The sequence below is a fragment of the Paenibacillus sp. CR_12 genome, assembly GCF_041953985.1.
GTDB lineage: Bacteria > Bacillota > Bacilli > Paenibacillales > Paenibacillaceae > Paenibacillus_AQ > Paenibacillus_AQ lautus_A.
Window position 1 is genome coordinate 401,629 of sequence record NZ_JAVFHO010000002.1, and the last position, 23,114, is coordinate 424,742.

The 23,114-nt window shown below is 49.5% G+C and carries 18 protein-coding genes; 2 read left to right on the top strand and 16 right to left on the bottom strand.

Translation table 11 applies throughout. The features are described from left to right. Positions 1–58 precede the first annotated feature (58 nt). The gene (locus RB297_RS05500) at positions 59–1,090 is read left to right on the top strand and encodes a nitroreductase family protein (protein ID WP_375119973.1); all 1,032 of its coding nucleotides are present in this window, start codon (positions 59–61) and stop codon (positions 1,088–1,090) included. 102 nt (positions 1,091–1,192) lie between these two features. Here the strand turns inward: RB297_RS05500 and RB297_RS05505 are convergent, their stop codons facing one another. The 10 genes from RB297_RS05505 to RB297_RS05550 form a co-directional block, all read right to left on the bottom strand. Then, the gene (locus RB297_RS05505) at positions 1,193–1,618 is read right to left on the bottom strand and encodes a DoxX family protein (RefSeq protein ID WP_096773933.1); all 426 of its coding nucleotides are present in this window, start codon (positions 1,616–1,618) and stop codon (positions 1,193–1,195) included. Next, positions 1,611–2,099: a phage tail protein gene (locus RB297_RS05510; protein ID WP_375119974.1), complete on the bottom strand. Its 489-nt coding sequence runs from the start codon at positions 2,097–2,099 to the stop codon at positions 1,611–1,613. The genes RB297_RS05505 and RB297_RS05510 overlap by 8 nt, the downstream gene beginning before the upstream one ends. A gap of 75 nt (positions 2,100–2,174) precedes the next feature. Then, the gene (locus RB297_RS05515; protein ID WP_096773935.1) at positions 2,175–2,654 is read right to left on the bottom strand and encodes a GyrI-like domain-containing protein; all 480 of its coding nucleotides are present in this window, start codon (positions 2,652–2,654) and stop codon (positions 2,175–2,177) included. A 337-nt stretch (positions 2,655–2,991) separates the two neighbouring features. After that, positions 2,992–8,898: an S-layer homology domain-containing protein gene (locus tag RB297_RS05520; protein ID WP_375119975.1), complete on the bottom strand. Its 5,907-nt coding sequence runs from the start codon at positions 8,896–8,898 to the stop codon at positions 2,992–2,994. A gap of 144 nt (positions 8,899–9,042) precedes the next feature. Continuing rightward, on the bottom strand, positions 9,043–10,311 hold the full coding sequence (locus RB297_RS05525) for a cytosine deaminase (protein WP_015735622.1): 1,269 nt from the start codon (positions 10,309–10,311) through the stop codon (positions 9,043–9,045). Further along, positions 10,280–11,557 carry a cytosine permease gene (codB, locus tag RB297_RS05530; protein ID WP_096773937.1) on the bottom strand — a complete coding sequence of 426 codons (1,278 nt, stop codon included), beginning with the start codon at positions 11,555–11,557 and terminating at the stop codon, positions 10,280–10,282. Before codB ends, RB297_RS05525 begins: the two co-directional genes overlap by 32 nt. A 430-nt stretch (positions 11,558–11,987) precedes the next feature. Continuing rightward, the gene (gene rplD / locus RB297_RS05535; protein WP_096773938.1) at positions 11,988–12,611 is read right to left on the bottom strand and encodes a 50S ribosomal protein L4; all 624 of its coding nucleotides are present in this window, start codon (positions 12,609–12,611) and stop codon (positions 11,988–11,990) included. 410 nt (positions 12,612–13,021) lie between these two features. Next, on the bottom strand, positions 13,022–13,285 hold the full coding sequence (locus RB297_RS05540; protein ID WP_096773939.1) for a CD3324 family protein: 264 nt from the start codon (positions 13,283–13,285) through the stop codon (positions 13,022–13,024). A 164-nt stretch (positions 13,286–13,449) separates the two neighbouring features. After that, entirely contained in the window at positions 13,450–14,490 is a 1,041-nt protein-coding gene (locus tag RB297_RS05545) for a Cfr family 23S rRNA (adenine(2503)-C(8))-methyltransferase (RefSeq protein ID WP_375119976.1), read from the bottom strand. A gap of 378 nt (positions 14,491–14,868) precedes the next feature. Continuing rightward, on the bottom strand, positions 14,869–15,723 hold the full coding sequence (locus RB297_RS05550; RefSeq protein ID WP_096773941.1) for a helix-turn-helix domain-containing protein: 855 nt from the start codon (positions 15,721–15,723) through the stop codon (positions 14,869–14,871). A gap of 106 nt (positions 15,724–15,829) precedes the next feature. On the opposite strand from RB297_RS05550, the gene RB297_RS05555 reads away from it, so the two are divergent. Continuing rightward, positions 15,830–16,990 (top strand): epoxide hydrolase family protein, encoded by a 1,161-nt coding sequence (locus RB297_RS05555; RefSeq protein ID WP_375119977.1) that lies wholly within the window; start codon positions 15,830–15,832, stop codon positions 16,988–16,990. 46 nt (positions 16,991–17,036) lie between these two features. Here the strand turns inward: RB297_RS05555 and RB297_RS05560 are convergent, their stop codons facing one another. From RB297_RS05560 to RB297_RS05585, 6 genes are all read right to left on the bottom strand, one after another. Further along, complete coding sequence (locus RB297_RS05560) at positions 17,037–17,522, bottom strand: hypothetical protein (RefSeq protein ID WP_375119978.1); 486 nt, start codon at positions 17,520–17,522, stop codon at positions 17,037–17,039. A 119-nt stretch (positions 17,523–17,641) separates the two neighbouring features. Beyond that, the gene (locus RB297_RS05565) at positions 17,642–18,325 is read right to left on the bottom strand and encodes a hypothetical protein (protein ID WP_375119979.1); all 684 of its coding nucleotides are present in this window, start codon (positions 18,323–18,325) and stop codon (positions 17,642–17,644) included. Between the two features lie 355 nt (positions 18,326–18,680). Beyond that, complete coding sequence (locus tag RB297_RS05570; protein ID WP_375119980.1) at positions 18,681–19,688, bottom strand: SGNH/GDSL hydrolase family protein; 1,008 nt, start codon at positions 19,686–19,688, stop codon at positions 18,681–18,683. Continuing rightward, on the bottom strand, positions 19,685–21,061 hold the full coding sequence (locus RB297_RS05575; RefSeq protein WP_375119981.1) for an FAD-dependent oxidoreductase: 1,377 nt from the start codon (positions 21,059–21,061) through the stop codon (positions 19,685–19,687). The genes RB297_RS05570 and RB297_RS05575 overlap by 4 nt, the downstream gene beginning before the upstream one ends. 39 nt (positions 21,062–21,100) lie before the next feature. Then, positions 21,101–22,114: a glycoside hydrolase family 130 protein gene (locus RB297_RS05580; RefSeq protein WP_375119982.1), complete on the bottom strand. Its 1,014-nt coding sequence runs from the start codon at positions 22,112–22,114 to the stop codon at positions 21,101–21,103. Between the two features lie 33 nt (positions 22,115–22,147). Then, entirely contained in the window at positions 22,148–23,050 is a 903-nt protein-coding gene (locus RB297_RS05585) for a carbohydrate ABC transporter permease (protein WP_375119983.1), read from the bottom strand. Positions 23,051–23,114: the final 64 nt, after the last annotated feature.

Genomic DNA, 23,114 nt, shown 5'->3' on the forward strand with positions numbered 1-23,114 from the left:
TAAATTTTTTTAGTATTTTTGTTTACCGGTAAACTATATTATATAAGGAGGAATCAAATTGAATATTCCCCAAACGATAAGAGAACGCAGAACCATCCGGAAATTCAACACAACGCCGGTACCTCCCGAACTGGTCGTATCCTTGTTGAACGATGCGGTCAACCTGTACGAAGACAAAGGTACGCCCCGCTGGCGCTGTCTTATCGCTGGCACGCCGGAGTCCCGTCAAAGATTGGTGGAGAGCATGATGACCAAGATGAAGGAAAACCGATTCGTTAAGCTCATGCCCCCAAAAATGATTGATTTTTTCATTAAACGAGTAACGGAAATTCCCGCTCACCTGATTTTCATCGCGGAATCGGCCTCCGATCGGCGGCAGAGCGACGAAAACTTCGCTGCAGTTTGCAGTGTGATGCAAAATTTTCAGCTGCTTGGCTGGGAACGTGGATTGGGCGCGCTGTGGGACACGGACCCCATGTTTCAAAGCGAGTCATTTCTTGCGGAAATCGGTTTGCAGGAAGGTGAAAGGTTTGCCGGGATTTTGCACATTGGATATTTCGATAAAGCGCCGAGAGCCCGAAGAAGAACGCCGGCCGAGCAGAAATGGACCGCCGTCGGCGAAGGCCGAGAAGCGGATGGGCTTCGGTCGGAACGCGGCGGGATTTCAGCGCAAAGCATTCTGGAAGTGCTGGATGACGCTGTCTGGGCCCCGAATGACGGACTAAGAGAACCGTGGCGCTTCATCTATGTGACGGGCAGCGAAGCGGCCGCAAAGCTCTCGAATTCGGAAGGATATACATCATCGGCTTTTCTCTTGATTATAGCAGAGCATGAAGAGGATCCCCACAAGCAGGAGGAGGATTATGCGGCGATTTGCTGTTTGATCCAGAACGTACAACTATTGGTAAAATCCAGGCCGTGGAACGCACGCCGATCGATACCGGAATGGATTTATGACCAGGATCAGTGCAAAGCGTTCGGCATTCAGCCGGAGGATCGGGTTGTAGCGGTGCTGGAGCTCGGAGAAAAGGATCGATCGTTGCAATCGGTATCGTCTCCTCCCCCGCTCCTTAACCTGACGCATCTATGATGATATAAGCGGGGTGGACCTCCCCAGATCGCTTGATGTGAAGTCCACCCCGTCGTATTTGTGCAATAACCCCGTTCAGATAGCCGTGATTTCGCCCTGTTCTTAAGATAAGCGGTTCTTCGGTGGCCGTAGCGCCCACGAGACGATATTTAGTGCCGCATAAGAAAGCGGTAGGATAAGATTAAACCCGTAATCCCCATGGTCGTTAGCAAATGCATGAGATAATGCCGCACCCGTCATTAAAAAGAAGATGCCGGCGTGAACCCATTCTTTAAGTCGAGGTAAACCTGGCACGAGGAGAGCGATGGCACCAAGCACTTTCCAAATTCCGAGAATGGTCAATACATATAGTGGATAGCCCAGATTCGTCACCAATTCGAGGTTTCCCCCAAATTGCATCAACTGTCCGATGCCGCTTAACATAATAGCTGCTGCAAGCAGTCCTGTGACTGACCAATAAGCAACCGTTTTCCCTAGAGGGCGGGTATTTATTTTCATGCTTGTTTCTACACCGATCACCTTATTCATTGGTTTCCACCTCTTCATAATAATCTCTCTTGATCACAAAAAACGAGCCTCGAATCGTTCCTGCAAGTTTCGACTTCTGCCTAGCGAACTTGAACTTCCCTTCTAACTCTTCGGGCACCTCCATCCCCTCCGAAAGCTTAAAACCAACGGCTCGCTTCTTAGGATCATCCACGGTATACATTACGTTTAACCCGAGACCATTCTCGTAAAAAACATAGGCAAATTGAATGTTTTCCACTTGAAAACGTGACGTTTCCAATGGTTTGGCCGCAAACTCAAGATCACGCTCTTCTTTCAATATTCGGTTCACATAATCCAGGGTCTCCTGGCTCTCGCTAGCCGGTACAACCGTAAATGCATGCTTATACTTGTTCATAAAGTAACGGGCTTCATTCGCTCGTAAACCAGCAAGCGCTTCTGCTACGGGCGAAGACTCTAAACCAGTTGAAGTTACATGTTTAAAATCAACGATATTGGACAAGATCATCCCTCCTAATAGTTTTGCAAGCTTTCCTTCTACTATAGGCAAAGCTCGCTCGAAAGCATTCGCGGCTCTTTATTTCCGAACAACAGGAATCCACATTTCGCCTAATATTTGGCCGTTTCGCTGTCCCATATCCACCATGGCATTCGGCCCGCCGACATAAGCGAAATTCTTGGCTTCCGGCAAAACTTGACCAAAGGCGATACCAGCAAGCAATTGACTCAGCTCATCAGCCGACTGCCCCTCCCCTTTTACAACGAGGTAATCCCCTTTAGGAAATTGGATAACGCGGGTTGCTTCGGGCACCGATTCCTCTGTCATGACGCCGGCGTAGAACATCATCTTGTTGTTAACCGCTTCGTTTACGGCAAAAATGTAGTCATTTGCGGCGATGCCCTTTAATGTGTCCAACCTTCCGTCTTGCTTCACGGCTTCCCAAAAGTCGGCCTTCTCCTTGTTAATGCCCGCATAGTCGGTGTAGTCGCTCTGAAGCTCAGTTCCAATTCCTAAAACGATAAAGCTGTCTTTTTCCTCGAGGATGTAATTTGTCATTTTCAATCCCTTCCTTTTCTTTGAATATTCATTTCGTTCGATGGGTTAATCATAACTTTTAATCATGTCAAAAAATGATACTGTTTAGAGGGCTTATGAAAAAAGTTAAAACGGATGAATTCCATCACTTGGTTTCTTATCCTCAACTCGGGTCAAGAGCTTGCAGCAATAAGACAAACTAGCCTCGATTCTCGCAATCTCTTATGCATGTATATTCTTGTAATCAAGTGCTTACAGAATACAAGCAACAAAATAAGAACGGGAAGTTTCTCCCGTTCTTATTTTGTGAGCACTTCTAATTCATGTCTTTTTGCCTGATCCGCATGTTTTCTTTTGTTTATGAGGCTTCCCGGCTTTTGACCAGGTAATTGTACATCAGTTCGGCTGCCATTGCCCGATTGGTAACGGCCTTTGGAGACAGCTTGCCTCCGCCGGTGCCTTGAATCAATGCGGCTTCAAGCATGAAATCCATCGCTTCCCGCGCATAACCGGATACGTCCTTCGCATCGGAATAACGATCCATGCCGTCTTCTCCGCCCGGCAACTCGCTTCCGGCCGCTTCCATCATCGCATGAAGCATGACGACCATATCCTGACGCGTGATCGAGTCCTCCGGTCTAAACCGGTTATCTCCCGTTCCATGAACCAGTCCCAGCTGCTTCGCAGTGGACAAATACGGCGTATAGTACCTTCTCCCCGCATCTGCAAAATTCATGGCGTCATCCGTTTTCCCTGGTTTGAAGCCGAAGGCATTCATGGCCATGACCAGGAAATCGGCCCGGCTGATCTTCTCCTGCGGAAGATATCGCCCTCCGCCTGCACCTTTTACAACGTCCCTGGCAGTGAGGTAATGAACGGCGTCCGCATACCAGCTGCGCGGGTCTATATCCCGGTAAGATACTTGCTTATATGCGATCGCATACGTGCCAAGCTTGCCCGTTTCAAAGGTCAGGGTACGATGCTCGACATTGTAATAACCCTTTAGGACAGCGGATACGGATCCCATTGCATTGAGTTCCCACGCGACCAGCTGATCCAATCGCTCGTCAGCCTTGGCCTCATAATGGAGCGATACCTTTACAGGTGTGCTGCTTCCCGGCCACTCCACCGTCTTGCCATCGATCTGCAGCAGCAGCTCGACGATCGGTCTGTTCCCAATCCAGGCAAGTCGGTCCCCGGAAAGCCCGCCTTGATTGCCCGGACGAATCACGAGGCCCGTGAACTGCCCTGCTTCCTTCAGATTGTTCAGCATATTGGAAGGCACCTTCACGGTTGCCAGTGGGGTAACGATTTCGATCCGTTCCCGTGCGTGGTTCCGGTTCAAGTACGCTGACGGTACCTGGATGACGATTTCGCCGTTAAACGTTCGTGCGCTTTCGTCCAGTTGAATCGTGACGGTCTTAATTCCCCGCCCATCTGCTGTTACGCTTTCGAAGGCTTCGCTGAGCTCCAATTCGCCGATGGCTGCCTGAGCCTTTCGACCGTTTATCGCGACTTCCGCCATAATCGTTCCCGGTCTGGAAGCTCCAGTGGTCGGCGGTGTGGCACCTGGCTTGCTTGGGCTCGGTTGATTGATGCCGCCTCCATTATTGCCGTTGTTTCCATTGTTTCCGTTATTGCCGTTATTGCCGCCACCGCCATTGTTTCCGCCGCCGTCATTGCCGCCACCCGGAGGCGAGGATTTCTTTGTGGTCGTAAAACGATAGATTGGACTAAGCTGCCTGGCGCCGAATTCATCGGTAATATCCATATACCAATAATATGTCTCATCGGCTTCTCGTCCATTCCATACGGCAGAAGCAATTTCTCCGGACTTCACGTCTTTTTGCTCGCCAATCAGCGTATCTTTGTACACATTGACCGCAAAATAATCGGTTGCCACCCGTTTTTGAATATCCCTGAACGCAAACGGCTCCGTAAAATCCTCAATGGCGTCGTCAAAGAAATTATAATCGTCCAAGTAAGGCGAATACGTATCCACGTCCAGCGTGCCGGAGGTTGGATCGAATTTCAGCAGACGCAGATAACCGCTTCCTCCGTTCGGCCCTCCCTGATAATCCGCCAGCATTTCAATGACCTGTCTTGACGATCCGTCCGGATGCGTCACCGTTTTCACGACCCGGTTGGCAGCATGATAATGGCCGCTTAGCACCAGCTGCACGTTTTTGTTCGGCGCAATGACCTGGTCAAAAACGCGCTGCGCCATACTGGACAAGGTTCCGTTGCTCTCCAGATAAGCGTGCATGCCCACGATCGCGATGCGGTCCGCATGCTTCTTCAGCACCTCGTTGGCCCAAGCGATCGTCTCCGGTGTATCCTCCAGCCCGAAGCCGATATAGAGGAAAATAAAGTCGTGGCCTCCGAACGACACGAGTTCGTAATGGTTGCGGTTGTTATCCATTTCGCCGCCATACCATGGATTGTTCTTGTACCGGTCGGCCCCGACATATTTCCCGTAGTAGGAGTAGTCCACGCCGTCAATGATGACGTCGTGATTGCCCGCCAGCACGCCATACGGTACGCCCGCTTCGTCCAGCTTCTTCAAATTCCGGTCGGCTACGGCCCACTGCTTCTCGTCGTCGGCCACGTTCACGATGTCGCCGGTATGGATCACATAACTGAACAAGCCCTTCTCATATTCTTCCGTGATCCAATCGCCCAGCTTATCGAAAATGTCCGGGTACGATTCCGCGTAATACTGGGTATCCGTAAACCATAAAATGTTGAACGGCGCATTCGCGCTCTTCACTTCATCTTGGACCATGGCCTGGATTTTGCCGTTTCGCACGTAACGGCTAGGATCCACTTCCGCTGTCAAGACGATGTCGGATTCGGCTTCGTCACCGGTGGCCGACTTCAGTGCCGTCCACTTTCCGCTCTCATAATCCCAAGCATACAGCGTCACGATACGGCCCGGAAGCGTGCGCCCTTGCCAGTGCAGCTCTACGGTATCCTGTTCCGACCATGCTTCGTCCAGCTCGATTTCGAATCGATGATAAGGGAACCCGGAATCCGTATCCGTGATAAGATACTCACCGTCCGGATAAGCCATTTTCTCGGCTTCCTCCTTGCCGATCCCTTTCTCTCCGTCCGGCGCCAGCACGAGCGGAGGCTCCCGGTCTGCAACGTTGAAATGGCCTTCGATCCCGTCTTCGCGGGCAAAGTCATATTTATCCCCTTCCAAGAAGCGAACGTCCATCGAATCTCCGCTCGGATCGCTGAGTCGTGCTCTTAGGCTCGGATTCAAACCCACCTTCTCCGCGAAATCGGCTGGGGAAACCTCGCCCGGAAGAAGAGGTTTCTCCTCTTCGATCATAAAGGTGCGAGAAATCTCCGCCGAATTGCCGGCCCCGTCGAGTACGGTCACATTCAGAATATGCTCGCCCGGCGAAAGCAGCGTGGAAGATGTTTCATAAGGTAGCGTGATTGGCTCGCCATCTAGCTCCGCCGTAATGCCCGTTACGCCTGTTAAGTTATCTGAAGCGACCACATCCAGCATGAACGGCCCTTTGAGCTGTATGGCGTCGGTCAATAATTGCCCTTCCCCATACGATATCCCTTCAATCTCGGGTGCGGTGTTGTCCACAGTCACGTCGACGGACTGGAAGACTTGACCGTTCACCGACATGCTCAGCGGATATACCCCGTCCTTTACCGAAGCGGTGTCGAGCTCGGCATATCTTGCCGTGAACTTGTCTTGCGGAATCGGAAAATGGAAGTCGCTGATCATCGGCTTGTTCGGGTTGCTGCCGTAATCCGCATCGCCGAATCCGTAGTACGTATCCTCCCGGTAATCCACGGTCGACTGCCCAAGGTTGCCCAGGTAGTTCAGTACCTTATCCGGTTTGACCACCGAACCGTCCGGCAGCACAAGATGTAGATTCATCACTTCAAAATCATCATGGTTGTTCTTGCCGAATACCTTGTCATGGTCTTTGACTTGATATGGCGCATTCTCATTTCCGGTATGCACGGAAACCGTTGTCCCGGTGACGAACAGGTCAGGAGCCATATCGAACATCGACCAGGCGCCGTCGATGTATTTGGGCAGGATGCGGCTGAAAAATACCGTCTCCCCGCTTGCATCCAGCGCGCTTGCCGACGCTTGGTAAATCTGATCGATCCCCCGGGTCTGCATGCCCAGTTGTACCTTACCCGGCAGTGCCTTGCGAAGCGGCAGCGGATTGACCTTAAAGCGAACTTCGATGTCGTCTTCAGCCCGGGAGCCGTAAGCATAGAAGGATGACTTTCCGCTGATCATGCTGCCGTTTGATAAGGACAACCCCGGCTCCGGCAGCTCCGTTCCCGTATTCTCTTCGTTAACCGTTAGCAAGCCGCCTCGGGAGTTATATGGAACCCGCGTGCGGTTGCCGCTGCCGTCGGCAGCTTCAATGATATACCGATAGACGCCGATCTCATTTAGCGTGATCGTGCCTTGATAGACGTAAATTCCATTATCTTGGGACGCAAGCGTCAGCGCATGCTTGTCCGTAAACGCTGTCGGCTCCTCGGAAGCCGCTCCAATCAGCACTTCAATGGAAGCAAGGGGCTCATCGCTGATCACGGAAACCGGATAAGCCTGTCCCTGGCCCAAGTTATAGGCGGTCTGCTCATGCTGCAGCGTCGGGGCAATCATGTCGACACCTGCAACAGGCGGCACCTGAACCGGATCAATGCTGCCAGGATTGGCGTACATCCGATTATCCAGGCGTTTCATGGTCGTTCCTGCATCCGGATAGGCATATCGAACGACCGCATTGCGGACGTCGTTGACCAGCCTGTCCGGGCTGTCCGGAGCGCTGGGATCGTACCAGGCCTGTACGATGTACGAATTGGCTTGTCCCGGCGCGGACAAGGCAATCCCTCGATGCAGCGAATTCGGAAGATTGAAATCCGAAGCTTTCGAATTATCGTAGAAAATAATATCGTTGTCGTTAAGCGTGCTGTTAAAATGCAGATTGAAGTCCGCCGTCGTCGTATAACCCTTGCCGTTAGCCACGGCTTCCTTCGCGAACCAGATAACCGCTGCGCTGTACGGCTCGATCGAGGTATGATCCGGTACCTTCCAGCTCTTAGGCGCCGTTGTGCCCGGATATAGATACCAGAGGGTGTAATCCTTGAGGTCCAAAACCTGATCCGAGTTATTGTAGATTTCAACGTATTCGTATTGGTTGCCGCTTCCCCACCGGTAATCCCCGGCCGGGTTCGGAAGAATTTCGGTGATTAGAATACGCGGTACGTCCCCGCCTGCAGAAGCTCCGGTTAAAGCCGTTTCATAATCGACGGATCTCGACTGCTGAAACCCATCCGCTGCCTCGATATAATACTGCAGCTTATCCCCGGTCAACTGATCGGCCGGAATGACCGCATCGAATTGATCACCGCCCCGATCGATCATGTCGATCTGGCTGTAGGGACTATGGACCGCCGTTTTGTAATACATCTTAACTACCAGCGCATCTCCGTCCGCGTCATAGACGCTTGCGCTGACGGTCAGCGGCTGTGTCCGCTCGGTAAAGGCAATGGGCGTGTGATTGATTTCCGGCGCACGATTGTCAAGCGGCGATAGCTGGCCCAAGTCAACGATTCCGGCGCTAGGCGCAGCTTCCCTGGCGTAAGGAATCATCGCCGAACCGCCGGGAGGCAGCTGAAGATGTACACTCTTGCCGTCGCCGACATCATTGGCAGTATAATAGAAGCCGCTGATCACGGCGGCGTCGTCGCCTTTTCGGGTTATGTATAAGCCGCGGTCCGTATTGTTGAGGCCATCCTGTCCCCGAAGCTTGAATACCGGTACCTGGTCGGGAATCGAATGATACCGGCGGAAATCGGATTCCGTCAGGGCAGCGGCTGCTCCGGTAATGGATGAGCTTGTCCGTTCCACCCAGAGCACGGCCGGGCTGTCCGCCGGGATGACCACCCCATCCGGATTGCCGTATACGGTGTCCGTTACCGTCAACGTCTTCACGCCCGTATTGTAGTCGTAACGCATGTTGAATTCGTCATTAAACGAGATCGGCGCTCCCGAATGATTGTAAACCTCCACATATTCGAACAGGTCGGCCCCGCCCGCGCCTTCGATCGTCTGCTGATTCGACCGGTCATCGGGATAAATTTCCGAGATCAACACCGGCATTGCTCCCGAAGGGGCCGCATAGGCCGAGTTGCTTGCAAGCGCAAGCTCAAACAAGCTGCTGCCAATCAGTATGCCGGATAATAATCCGGCGATCCATTTTCGCTTCATGTGCTCCTCCTATTTGCTTTATTTCTCTAAAATCCTAAAGCATAAGGGTCAAGCGAATATTAAATGTAATTGCGTGTTTCGTAAACGAATTCTGAATAAAAAAAAGCCATCGCTAAGAACGCGATAGCTTTAAACTTCATTTCATTATTTATTGAAAGTGACCTTCTCCGAACCGCCCTCAAGAATGATCGACGTGTCCCGCGGCTTCGTTTCGGCGATTTTGCGGCCGCCTCTGAACGAGTAGAGCACTCCGGCCTGTTTGCGTATAGCCTCATATTCGTTCTCGGCTTCAAGAACGATGAAGTTCGCAGGCTTGCCTTCTTCAATACCGTACACGTCCTCGATATGCAGCGTTCTTGCACTGTTTTTCGTAATGAGATCGATTGAATTCACGATTTGATCGTAACCGAGCAACTGCGAAGCATGGATGCCCATGTGCAGCACCTGAAGCATGTTGCCCGTGCCTAGCGGATACCATGGATCAAAGATATCATCGTGACCGAAGCATACATTAAGACCGGCTTCCTGAAGCTCTTTGACGCGAGTCAGCCCTCTTCTTTTCGGATATGTGTCAAAGCGTCCCTGCAGGTGGATGTTGACCAGAGGATTGGAGACGAAATTGAGGTCCGCCATCTTCAGCAATCTGAACAATTTGTAGGTATATGCATCATTGTATGAGCCCATCGCCGTCGTGTGGCTTGCCGTGGTGCGGGAGCCCAGCCCGCGTTCGTAGGCTTCTTTGGCGACGACTTCCACGAAACGGGATTGCTCGTCATCAATCTCGTCGCAATGAATGTCGATGAGCCGGTCGTATTTTTCGGCGAGGTCAAACGCAACCTTCATCGATTCAACGCCATATTCCCTCGTGAATTCGAAGTGCGGAATGCCCCCAACCACGTCAACGCCCATTTTCAGCGACTCCTCCAGCAATTCCGCGCCGTTCGGGTAGGAGTGAATGCCTTCCTGCGGAAAAGCGACAAGCTGAATATCGATGTATGGTGCCATTTCTTCTTTCACTTCAAGCATCGCTTTTACCGCGGTCAAGCTTGGATCGGTGACGTCCACATGCGTTCGTACATGCTGGATGCCCTGTGCCATCTGCCACTTCAGTGCCGTTTTGGAGCGCGTCTTGACGTCTTCATGCGTCAGGAATGCCTTGCGTTCAGACCAACGCTGAATGCCTTCGAACAGCGTTCCGCTTAAATTCCATTCCGGCTCGCCTGCCGTTAACGTTGTATCCAGATGAATGTGAGGCTCAATGAACGGCGGCAGCACAAGCGAGCCGCCCACGTCAATGACTTCCTCATTCGCCGTTGCTTCCAGCGACTGCGTGATTAGCTCAAACCTTCCGTCTTTCACGACGATATTCCACAAACCTTCTTTACCCCGCAATTTTGCGTTCTGTATAATCATTGTTTTTCCCCTTTTCTTTGGATTCTTTTGCAGGAGCGATCAGCATCAACACAATGTAGGCCACCGCCGTACCGATTAGTGCGTTCAATGGCGTTATGCCTGGAGCAAGCTGAGCGAACGCCACGCCGATAGCCCAAGCCAGCATCGCTATCCAGTTTACCTTCTTGAAAGTCATGTCGGCAAATGGCTTATAGTTTCTGCGCTTCACAAAAAAGTAGTCCGCGATGATGATGGCCCCGATGGACGGTACCGCCGCGCCCAGCACATTGAGGAACCCGACGAAATTGTTGTACATCCACATGGCAAATAGGGTACCCACGATGCCGTTTACGATGACGAAGAATTTTTTCGATATTTTTGTTATGTTGGCAAATCCCAGTCCGGAAGCGTAAAGAGCGTTATCATTGGTCGTCCAAATATTCAGCCCCAGTACGATGATCGCGGGAATGATCAGCCCTTGCAGGAACATGACCTCCGAGATATCTGCCAGGTTATAAGCCATGGCGCCAACCGCACCGAACAGGAACATGAGCGAATTCCCCAGGAAGAACGCTATGACCGTGGCGGTAACCGCCTGCCTCGACGTCCGGGAGAACCGTGCAAAATCGGGCGTCAAGGTTCCACCGCTAATGAATGAGCCGATACAAATGGTCAGTGCCGCTGCCGCGGTCAGTGTCTGTTCAGGCGTGTAATCGAGCAAGCCTTGCAGACCGCCCAGCATATCTGCGCCTTTGAACATGGAGTAACTGCCGAGAATGGTAATGGCCGGAACCGCGATATAACCCAGAATGACCAGCGACTTCATGCCGAAGATGGCCGATGCCGTCATCGCGAGACCAAACAGGAAGATCAACAGGTACACGTTCCAATCCATCGCTTTGGCAACCGGAATCGCGAACATGGCCACGCCGACGCCGAACCATCCGACCTGCGTGAAGCCAAGCAGGAATGATGGCAGGTACGAGCCTTTCTCACCGAACGCGTATTTTGCCAGCAAATGCGTGGAAAGGCCCGTTTTTGCAGCGATATGTGCCAGCGCTCCTGTGTAGATACCGAGTGCCAAATTACCCGCAAGCACGATTCCAATAAACTCCATGAACGTCAAGCCGACTCCGAGCGTCCCTCCCGCAAGCATGCTTGCCGAAAAGAATGTGAACCCTAACATAACGGATAACGTCTTCCAAAAATGGTTTCTCTGCGTTTTCGGTACCGCTTGCCACGAAAACTCTTGATCTTGTTTGCTCATCAGAATACCTCCAGGTTAAAGTGTTCTGATACCAAAGAAGCAGAAAAAAGAGGCTACTCGTCAAGTCTTCACTGACAAGTAGCCTCTTTCATTACATCATAACCCGCGCGAAGACGCAGAGCATCCCTGACGGAATACGCTCTGAATCACGCGTGATTATAAAAATCCGCTGCCCTTGCCAGCCTCTCTGGACTGAATTAAAGGTACCAGTATTCAATTACATTCTATTATTTTGGAAAAGCCTGCAGTTGTCAATGTTATAATTATCCAATGGTTAAAATCCTCTTAAGTATCTTTAATGCGGAAGGATATCGTAAAACTCAAGAGCACGAAGATAAATTGGAGAGACAAAGCCAATAAGATCGTTGTTCTGCGACTCTAGTAGTTCATATGGGTTTTGTACTTTTCTTCATCACTCCACGTGTACTTATTAGGTATAGATTTCTGTAACTATTCTAATTGCATCCTTAGCTATGATGAACGAATCACAATTAAGAACATCATATACATTCAGCGATTTGGCATCAGTTGTCTGCACATCCGGAATGTTATTTGCACTTTTATACACGATTTGATCCGCCTCAGGTGTTACAATAAGCACTTTCTTATTGGCATAAAGAGCTGTAAGCATGGCAATGATCGATTTTGTCCTGTAAGTTTCAAGTTTAATACGGTCAACTACGATGAGTTCGTTATCTTGCACCTTGGCGGATAAAGCTGATTTAATCGCAAGACGTTTAACCTTTTTATTAAGGCTATAACCATAGTCACGAGGTTTGGGACCAAACGCAATCCCTCCGTGACGCCAGTGCGGCATCCGAATTGAACCCGCCCTCGATCTGTCAATTTTATTTTGCTTATAGGGTTTTCTACCTCCACCTCTAACTTCGCCGCGGGTTAAAGTCGAATGTGTCCCACGTCGCTTGTTCGCTAGATGGTTAACAACAGCTTCATGCAGTACCGATTTGTTGGGAATCACCCCGAAGATGGATTCTTCAAGCTCCATCTCGCCCGTAATTTTACCTTCCATATTATAAATAGAAACGTTTAACAATCTTAGCTACCTCCTGATTATCATCATAAATATGTGGATTTTTTATGGGAACGTATAGCTCAATAGTGAGCAGAAATAATGATAATCAGTTGTTTTGTTAGATTTAGAAAATCAACTTTTTCTTCCTGCTCACTTATACTGCAATCGAAGTATTTACGATAACATCCATCACTTCGACCCCCTCCTGATACATTTTTAAAATGGGTTATCCCCATGTTTCTCTTACATCTTCACGATAACAGATCGAAAATGTATGCTCTATACACAAAACGATGCTGTAGTATTTTTTATTCGTTAACGTAAGCTGCAGCACATATAAATGGTTGCTCTGATTCCCGTTTTTTTGCATTAAAAAATCCCTTCAAGTAACAGTGCTGGATTTTAGCACGCTTGAAGGGATTCGTAGGTAATTATTTCTGATAAATTATTTTTCTGATAGCGTAGGTTGATAAAAAGAATGATTCTGAGAGTTCCTCGACTGAAGCGCCAGATAAATACGCACCCACGATAGCATCATTTCTTTGGTTAATTTCTTTTCGTGCGCCAGACAGCTCTCCCCAGACTTTAAATTCATTTTTTCTAGCTGGTATATAGAGGTATTCGCCTTGGACATATTCCTGTAATTGTTCTACTAGTTCCTCCGGCAAGACGACAGAAGCATTAATATATCTCACGAACGACTCACTCCTTGAAATTATTGTTCAAGCAGCAAAGCCAGTTTCTATTTTGTTGGCTGCTCCATGCAAATACTCAAAACCGGCTCTGCATGGAGAATTACATGTGTTATAGATGTATTTTTTAAGAACATTGTATTCCTCCTGGTTAGTTGATCGACTTATTAAATGTTACCGTTTGATCCATATAGTTGACCGCATGCTGCGTTGATGTCTGATCCGAATTGGGTCCTCACGGTGACATGGATTCCCTTTGACTTCAAGATTCTAAGGAACATATTGATGCTGTTCTGATCCGACTCTACAAAACTTTGTGATGTGGCATCAGTGGAATTGTATGGAATTAGATTGACGTGATATAAATGTTCCCACGACCCTCTTCCACGCAACAAATCAGCAACGGCTTCAGCATGTTTAGTTGAATCGTTGATACCCCTTAGCAGGATATAAGCAATGTAAACCTTTCGCTTTGTTTGCTGAATATGCTCGTCCAACACGGTCATAACTTCTTCTAATGGAAAATGATTGTTAATGGGCATTAACTCGCTTCTCTGATCATGAAATGGTGAATGAAGCGAGAACGTCAAATTAATCTGTGGAAATTCCTTCGTCAACTTTTTTACTCCAGGTAATAAACCTATGGTAGAAACCGTAATCCTTCGATGTCCTAAACCGAAAAGTTTAGGATCCGTCAGCACATGCAAAGCATCAAATACATAGGGATTTGCAAGTGCCTCTCCCATTCCCATAAAAGACACACTGTCCAAGGGATGGTTATTCAAAGTAAAATAAAGCAGTTGATCCGTTATTTCATCCGTTGTAAGATTCCTCTTCAAACCGAGTGTTCCCGTAGCGCAAAATGTACAACCAAATCCGCAGCCGCACTGCGAAGAGATACAATAGGATTCCCAGCCCGTTTGATAACTTAACCTTACGGATTCAATGTATTCATCGCCTGGGATAGCAAACAAAATTTTGCTAACTTGGTTGGATTTCTGCTCCATTTTTGGTGTGATGCTTAACACATTGTTTCCAAGCTCTTTGATTAATTCATTTCTTACAAGCTTAGGCAAATTGTTCATTGCTTCGAAATTTCCGATCTTGTTCTTGAAGATTGCCTCTGCTATTTGCGAATATCTATAATTCGGTTGATTTAGAGCCGATAAGATCTTACGTATTTTTTCATACTTAGATAAATGCTTCATTTCTATCTCCCTTTAAACGGAGAAAACGCAAAAAAGCACCAGCTTACCGGTGCTTTTTTGCGTACATTAACCTAACTATACCTATACAAAAATAAGAGACTAACTATAAATAAGTCGCTAACTGTATATATGCATAGAAGGATAAAGTTCCGGTATCTGATTTGTAATTATGTGAACCTTGTCAAACATCGCTTTACATGACAGGTTCACGTTTACATCTACAATCTCAGAAGCAGTCATCACTTTATCCCTCCCATTGTCCATCATCGTTATTACATGAAAAAATTTAACACAAGATATATGTTTCGGTCAAGGCGAGTTAGATAGCAGGCATATTTCCTCCCCGCTTCGGACTTTTTATTGATCCTTCCTCATCTTCTATTGTTCAGTCGCGAACTTACGAGTCATGTTCCTATACTTTGTAGGTGAAATGCCTTTTTTAGCTTGAAATTGCTTAATAAAGTAAGTGTCATACTCGAATCCGGTATCGCGTGCAATTTCATCAAGCTTCATACCTGTATGTGTCAGAAGATCGCACGCAACGTTTAAACGATAGGAAAGCAAGTAACCGATAGCTGTATTTCCGCATCTCACTTGAAACAGCTTATTTAGCGTCACACGGTTCAAATGAGCGCAATTCGTCAAATCTTCCAACGAAATCTTTTTGGGATAGTTGGTGTGTATATATTCCAATACCAAATCAACCGGGGATTGTTCACTATTATGATTTAGATCCTCCAGTAAACCTAAAATTTGAATGAGGTATTTTTTTATTCTGCATACCCAGCGTTCATCACTTTGCGCTTGCACTTCCGTACCGAGTATGAAGAACCACTCGAATATAAGCGGGTATGCTTTTTCCGATACACGAGGTACACCAGAGTTTCGACCATCTCTTTGAAAAAGTGAAAGACCCCTTTGTATACTCGGACCCGTAGGAATGTAACTCTGCGTTTCGGAAAGTGTTACGGTGTTAAGGAATGCAGGGTGAAAACGAAAGGATTGCGCAGCCACGTTCTGTCTCTCAACGACTTTCATCTCATCTTCTTCAGCAAGACAAAGGACGCCCGGTGCGGAAATTTTAATTGGTCGTTCGTTTAATATCCCGCTTAAACTTCCTGACGTAATGAGAACCAGGGTAAGACGTTCAGGATAAGGAAGCACACTAAAATCTTCTGTTGCGGCAAATTCAATGTACACGGTGCGGTTTTTGTGACGGTCTACTTGCGGCATAGCAATCACCTATCAAATCGTATAGTCAGATGCTTCATTTAAGCCAGTGTACCACACATAGGTGCGGGATATAATAGCGATGTAACAACTAAAGGAGGAGATCCATATGTCGATGGAACGTTATCATATTCACGTCTCCGATGAGATCCTTGCCGATCTCAAATACAGACTTCATCACATCCGTTGGCCTGATCAGCTAGAACACTCGGGTTGGGAACGAGGCACGGAATTAAGCTATTTAAAGTCGCTGGTTTCGTACTGGCGGGACCACTACGATTGGCGGGCACAAGAAGCTGAGTTGAACCGTTATTCCCAGTATAGCTGCAATATCGATGACATGGATGTGCACTTCGTGCACGAGCGTGGAAAAGGACCTAACCCCATGCCTATTATTCTTACTCACGGATGGCCCGACAGCTACCTTCGTTACCAAAAAATCATCCCCCTTCTTACGGATCCGGCCAGCCATGGTGGTCATCCCGAGGACTCTTTTGATGTGGTTGTCCCTTCATTACCTGGATTCGGGTTCTCAAGCAGCCCCAAACAACCTGGATTCAACAATAATCGCGTCTCCGAAATGTGGGCTAAACTGATGACAAAAGAATTAGGCTATAAAAAATTTGCTGCCGCAGGCGGAGATATTGGCTCCGGTGTTACAAGATATCTGGCAGCAAACCATCCCGAGTTATTATTTGGAATTCACCTGACCGATATCGGCATTATCAGAAATCTCATGAATGCATGTGGTCAGGCTAATCTCTCGCAAGAAGAACTGCGATACAAGACAAGCGCTTCGGAATGGATTGCTCTGGAAGGTGGCTATATGTCGATTCAATCGACACGCCCCCAAACCCTTGCATATGGACTTTCCGACTCGCCGGCAGGTTTGGCAGGCTGGATGATCGAAAAATTCCGATCATGGAGTGATTGTAAGGGTAACCTCCAGCAAAGATTCAGCAAGGATGAGCTCCTCACCCACATTATGATTTATTGGGTTACGAATACGATGGGATCGTCAACACGCATGTATTATGAGAATTCACATTCATTACCGCCATTGGGCTATATCGAGGTACCGACAGGCATCGCATTGTTTCCGGAAGACATCTTGCTGCCGCCTAAGGAATGGGCCTCACGTAACTTAAACGTTACTCGCTGGACTTCGATGCCATCCGGCGGACATTTTACCGCCATGGAAGAACCTGAGCTTCTAGCTCGTGACATTCGTGCTTTCTATAAGCCATACAGATTGGGAAATAGAAATTAATCTAAATCAAAACTATTTCATCATGCAAGCTATAGATGAGCGCTCATTAGGATTCAACGGCCTTTACTGTTTCTTCTTTAGTGCTGTTGAAGCCTGCACCTCTGATTGTTCTGGTGGGTAGAGGGTAAATCGTTATGAGTTTCTCATATATTTCCTTTACCTCTGATCGATTATCTTTTTTTATATGGACTACCAAAGATTCGAACTCCTGAATGTCCTTCTTTCGATACAAGTCATATCCAAGCTCTATCGTTTCGGCAAGTTGATTGCGAAATGCTTGAGAAACTTCCGGTCTTTTGAGATACATCTTAATGGAGTACATAATATTGGACCCATACCGTTCTCCGGCTTGGCTTAATTCGTCGGTTCCTGAATCAGCATGGGGATTCATATTCATGGACTCAACAGCTTCTTTCGTTGCTATCTCTTCTCGGATGCGTGGATTGTTTTGTTCACTAGCGCTGCAACCGACACTACATGCAATGAACAACATCATAGTGATGCGGCCAGAATTTTTCACAAAACTCTTCAAGCCTGGTTCCTCCTCAAACTTTATATTGGTAGTTTACCAGGCCGAGGTTTATTTTTCTATAAAACCCATTATCTTCATTAGATTATGGTTTAGCATGCTGCCCATTCCATTCATTCGTCTTATTTTTGGCCCGTAAAGTCTTCTTGGATCTTTTTCAATCGTTCAAGATGTGGTTTCAACTGCCGCAGCATTTCCGCTTTATATGACTCTGTTTGATCCTCGAAAAACATGTGATGTGCGGCATCCTTGAACGACATCATCGTTTGGTTTAACTCACGGAGTTCAGTCGCAAGCGAGCGCAAGGTTTCTCTGGTCTTGGCGTCAATTGTTTTTGGATTAGACTTCCAATACGAATAGCTTATTTGGTATAACGGTCGCCATGTCCTTGCCTGAAAAGCGAGAATAAACATGTCCTCCTGGTTATCCGTTGTCATTGCCGTATTATTAACTGAAAGCTTGGGAACCGCGTTGTTGGGGAAGGTATCGCTAAATTCAATGATCGTTAATAGCTGCTCATCGATTTCCTCCGCTTGGATCTTCGCCTTATCGATCCATTGCCGTATCTTGGCAGGATCTTCATTTTCCTTCGACTCGCTGATCGCCATCAGCGTATCAGCAAGCGGAATCGTTTCAGAAGCGTGCTTCACTAAATAGGCAAATGCCGAGTCGTTCTTCAGCTGATACAGGGAATGGAGCCCGTTGTATCTAACAGATGCCTGGTTTTCCAAATGCCTGTACACCGCAACGTTTATAATGATGATAATAATAAGTATTGGTGCGTAGATCTTTATGTGCTTAGGCAAAGCTGTACTTCCTTTCTGATACATTCATCTTGTAAGTAGGATGATTTAATTGCTGCTATATGAAGTTGCTAGTTTATTTTCGCGAATGTTAGTTCATATTGCAGTCGAAAAAATAGTTTAACATACCAATTCATCAACCCTAAATGGATAATATATTCCATAAAAGTGCCTATTAGCTTAATAAGCAGTAAATGCACCTGACTTAAGTAACAACAAGAATTTATATACTTCAAACCAAAAAAGCCGCATAGGATGCGGCTTTAAGGTCTTCAAGTTCTTTTCGTCCAATCAAAAGAAAGTCCAAAAATGATCCGCCATGATTCCAATTGGTTATCCCGAATTTAATAGAAACTCCTCACTCCGCGTTTCGATGTACAGCCCGTAACGCAAAGTCATGAAGATTGCGGAAACGCCGGCCCAGCAGCTCATACCCCTCGGCTCCAGGGTGTAGGCCATCCGTCAGAAAGGCTTCATCCTCCGGACCGAACCACTTCAAGCCGTCCTGATAGTATAACTGGCGATCGCCCCGAGCCCTTAGCAGCTCCACGGTCTCGCGGATGAATTCCCGCATGATGGGCAGGGTGAAGCCCAGCGAATTGAGCTGCGTTTCGCGGACGGTGCCATAAATCGGAGAAATGACAAGCAGCGGGGTATCCCTGTGTTTGTCGCGTATCGTCTCCAGCAGGCCAATCAGCAGCGGCCTGAACATGCGAGGGCTTAAGGTACCCCCGCCATAGATGTTCACGCCTGCACATATCGAGATGAATTCGGCCGGCAAGTCGCGAATCAGACGCCCGATCATCGGTTCCATGTGGCAGTTGCCGGAGAAGCCGAGATTGGTCAAGCTGAAGCCGCAGGCTTCGGCGGCAATGGCTGGCCAAGCGCGGGAGGGGCTGGAAGCCCCGACGCACTGGGTAATGGAGCTCCCGTACGTAATCCAGCGGGGCCGGGTGTCCGGCAGCGGGACTCCGACGGCATGGGCATCAGTCCGTAGGCCGGTGACGGTTATTCCTATATTTTGAGGGAGCCAAATCTCCACATCCTTGATTCCGTCCTTAAGTCCGCTGAACAAGGCTTCTGTTGCTCCGCCGGACAGGCTGAGCGTCTGGCATAGTCTACCTTCTACAACGCAATCCATGGCGGCGGCATCCGCAAGCGGTGCAAAAGATACTGCCACCTCGGTAGAGTCCGTCCGCAGCCGCAGGCGAACACCGGCACATATCTCGGCTTTGCCATCGATTCCCCCAGGCGGATACAGCTCGTAATCCATGTAAGGAATACGCCACGGCTTGATACCATCCTCCCCGTGTTCGAGCGACACGGCACCGTGAAACCACTCATCCGTTAATGGAAGCTGCTTCACGGCGCATTCCCTCCCTTCTGCTTATCAGCCGGAATGAAATCTTCTCCCAGCCATACATCCTGCTCCAGCAGCCGCTGCTGAAGCTCGGCTACGGAAATGCCGCGCGAGCCGGTGCCGTTCCGCAGCGCCAATGCAGCCGCCGTTCCCGAGGCCTGGCCCATGGAGAAGCAGTTCGGCATCACCCGAAGGGAGCCTTGCACTGCTCGGTCCGAGGATACGCAGCGTCCGGCAACCCAAAGGTTGTCGATGCCAATCGGCAGCATGATCCGGTACGGTACGCCGTGTGAAACCCCGGGCGGCAGGTGGTTAAAGGTCATCTCGCTTTTGCTGTTGGCGAGATGAATATCGATGTAGTATGCGTTGCGGGCAATGTCGTCCGGGAAAGAACGCGCAGCAAGGAAGTCATCGACCGTCAGGATATAGTCCCCTTCAATCCGCCGCGTCTCCCGGATGCCGAGCTGCTCACCGCTCGCTACCATATGGGCGCGCTCAAAGCCCGGCACGTAGCGGCGGAAGAACTGCAGCTGGCGTTCCGCCGTGCGGCGCCCTTCGATCGCCCCCCGTGTCAAATCCTCGGCAAGGGTGCCGTCCACGCCGAATACATGGCCGAAGTTGACGCCTACCAAATAGTCGCTGACCCAAGCAAGGCCGGAGATCGACTTGCGGCCCTCCGGCAGTGCACCGTCCTCGATCGCCACCTCCACCGTCTTGTGCAGTTGGCCCGTATCCCCGCTCTCCTCCAAGTACCGTCTGAACCTTGGACGGTCCACATTCGCAAGCAGATAGCACATGCTTCCGGGCTGAAGCTCGCCCGCTTCCCCGCCCTTCTGAAAAGGGGCTCCCGCCAATGCGGCAACATCCCCATCTCCCGAGCAATCGATAATATACCTGCAGGGGATGAAAGAACGTCCTGTTTTGTTAACGACAACGACACCTTCAACCTTTCGGCGGTCCTCAGACAGGACAACATCGTAAACAAAGGTGTGATACAGCGGCGTCACACCGCTTTCCAGAATGGCATCATCATAAACCCGTTTCAGCACTTCGGGATCGATCGGCACCCAATCCAGCATCTCTTGATATTCCTCAAGGTACTGAGGATCGCATGCCTGCTTCATCCGTTCCATCAATTGAAGGCCGAGACCGCGGATAATCGGCTTCCGCTTATCCGTAAAGGGACAGAAAGCCGGAACGAGCGAAACCGTTCCCATGCCGCCAAGGAATCCTCGCTGCTCCACCAGCATTGTTTTCGCCCCCCCTTTCGCAGCGGCAATGGCCGCGGCAATGCCTGAGGCGCCTCCGCCGATGACAAGCACATCCACCTCGCGGCTGACCGGAATGCTGGCGGATGGCAACGTAATATGTCCTTTCATAGAACCCTCCCCATTCTGTATAGCTTTAACATGTCATCATTACTTTTGGACTGTGCCTTTCAGACAAAGATGCAGCAAATCATCTACATGCGCAGTCGCCAGGCATTCTACGGTATCGGCCGCGCCGTAGTAGATTTTGACTTCTCCGGTATCCTCCAGAATCATGCCCCCCGGAAAAATAACATGATTGCGGAAGCCCCCATCGGTCTCATAATCGGCTTCCGGGGCAAGCAGCGGCGTCTCCGCCATGCCAATGATCCGGCTGGGATCGGCAAGATCCAGCAGTAAAATGCCGGACGTATATCGCTTCTTCCAGCTGTCCTCCCAGCCGTTCTTCCCCCGGCTGCGATCGATGTCCACGGCATGGAACAGGGTCAGCCAACCTTTGTCCGTTTTGACGGGCGGAGCGCCTGGTCCTACCTTGTCATTGGCATAAGCAACATCTTCAACCGCCAGCAGCAGCTTGGAGTTGCCCCAGTATTTCAGGTCAGGCGAGTCGCTCATCCACATGTCGAAGCGGTCTATCCCGCCCCGGCTGTATACAGGCATCGGGCGCTCCAGCCGGACGTACTTGCCCCCGATCCGCTCCGGGAACAATACCATGTTGCGGTTATCCGGCAGCGATAGGCTCAGCACCTCGAAGGATCTGAAATCTTCGGTGACGGCGATGCCGCCGCGCAGCCCGTGCTTGGTATCGACCGCAAAGCACATATAACATTGTTCGCCGATTACCGTTAGACGCGGGTCATACACGCGGATGACCTCTTCATCATGCCAAGACCAGCACGGTTCCGGCTGCACATCCCACTTAATGCCGTCATCGCTGAAGGCCAGCCCCAGATTCGTTGTATGATGAGAGGCAACAATCCCTTTAAGTTCATCACCGTAGTCATTGCGAAAAACCATCACATATTTGCCTTTAAATTTGGTAACTCCGGCATTAAAGACCAACGCCGGACCGTAGGGCACATCACCCGGAGTCAGAATCGGATTCGCGGAATGCCGGGTCATGATCGGACTGGAAAACAAAGGTCCTACTATAATATCGCTCATATGCATCAAACTCCTTGTTTATGAATTATGAAATTAACCTTTCACTGAACCCGCCGTCACTTGAATAAAGGATTTGTTCGCCACAATATAAGCGAGAAGCATCGGCAGAATCGACAGGCATGCTCCCGCCATCATCAAATGGATCTGCATGGCCGCGGAAGAACCGTAACGAAGATTCGCCAGCCCGACGGTGAGCGTCTGCAGCTGAGGATTCGTCATCGTGAAGACCAGCGGCAGAATGTATTCGTTCCAGGCATGGCGGAAAGCAAACAGCCCGGCAACGCCAAGCCCCGGCGTCAGGAGCGGGAGAATAATCCGGAAGAAGGTTCGGACAAAGCCGGAGCCGTCCACCATGGCCGCTTCGTCAAGCTCGCGGGGAATCGCTTTGAAGAAACCCAGCAGCATAAAAAATGTGCTGGAATGGGCGCTGATCAGAATCAGGATCACGCCCCACAGCGTGGTATTCAGGTTCAGCGCGACCATCAAATCGAATTGCGGGCGCAGCACGATCGCACCGACGGATATAAACATCATCGACGCCTGCGTCGTCACATACAGGGATTTGCCGGGAAAATGGCGACGGTCCACCACATAAGCCGCCATGGCAGCTACCAGCAGGGTGCCGGCGGTAACCATAATGCTGACAAAAGCGCTGTTCCAGGTATAGCGGGCAAAATTAGCCTGCTTCCAGGCTTCGGCATAGTTGACGAACTGCAGCTTGGCCGGCAGCAGGCTCCCGCCGGTCATCATTTCGGCGCCGGTCTTGAGCGATCCGGACAAAGTCATCAACAGGGGAAATAATGTCAGTATCGCCGTTATCAATAAGAACAACCACATCACCGTACGGCCCGCAATTCTGGCTATGCGACCGGAAGGCGGGCGGGCGGCGATTTGGCCGCGCGCATCCGGCTGTTGGGGTAATTCCTGTTCGTTCATCTGCTGATCCTCCTGCACGCCTGCAGCCGTTCATGATCAATCGGTCTGCGGCGTTGTTGTCAAA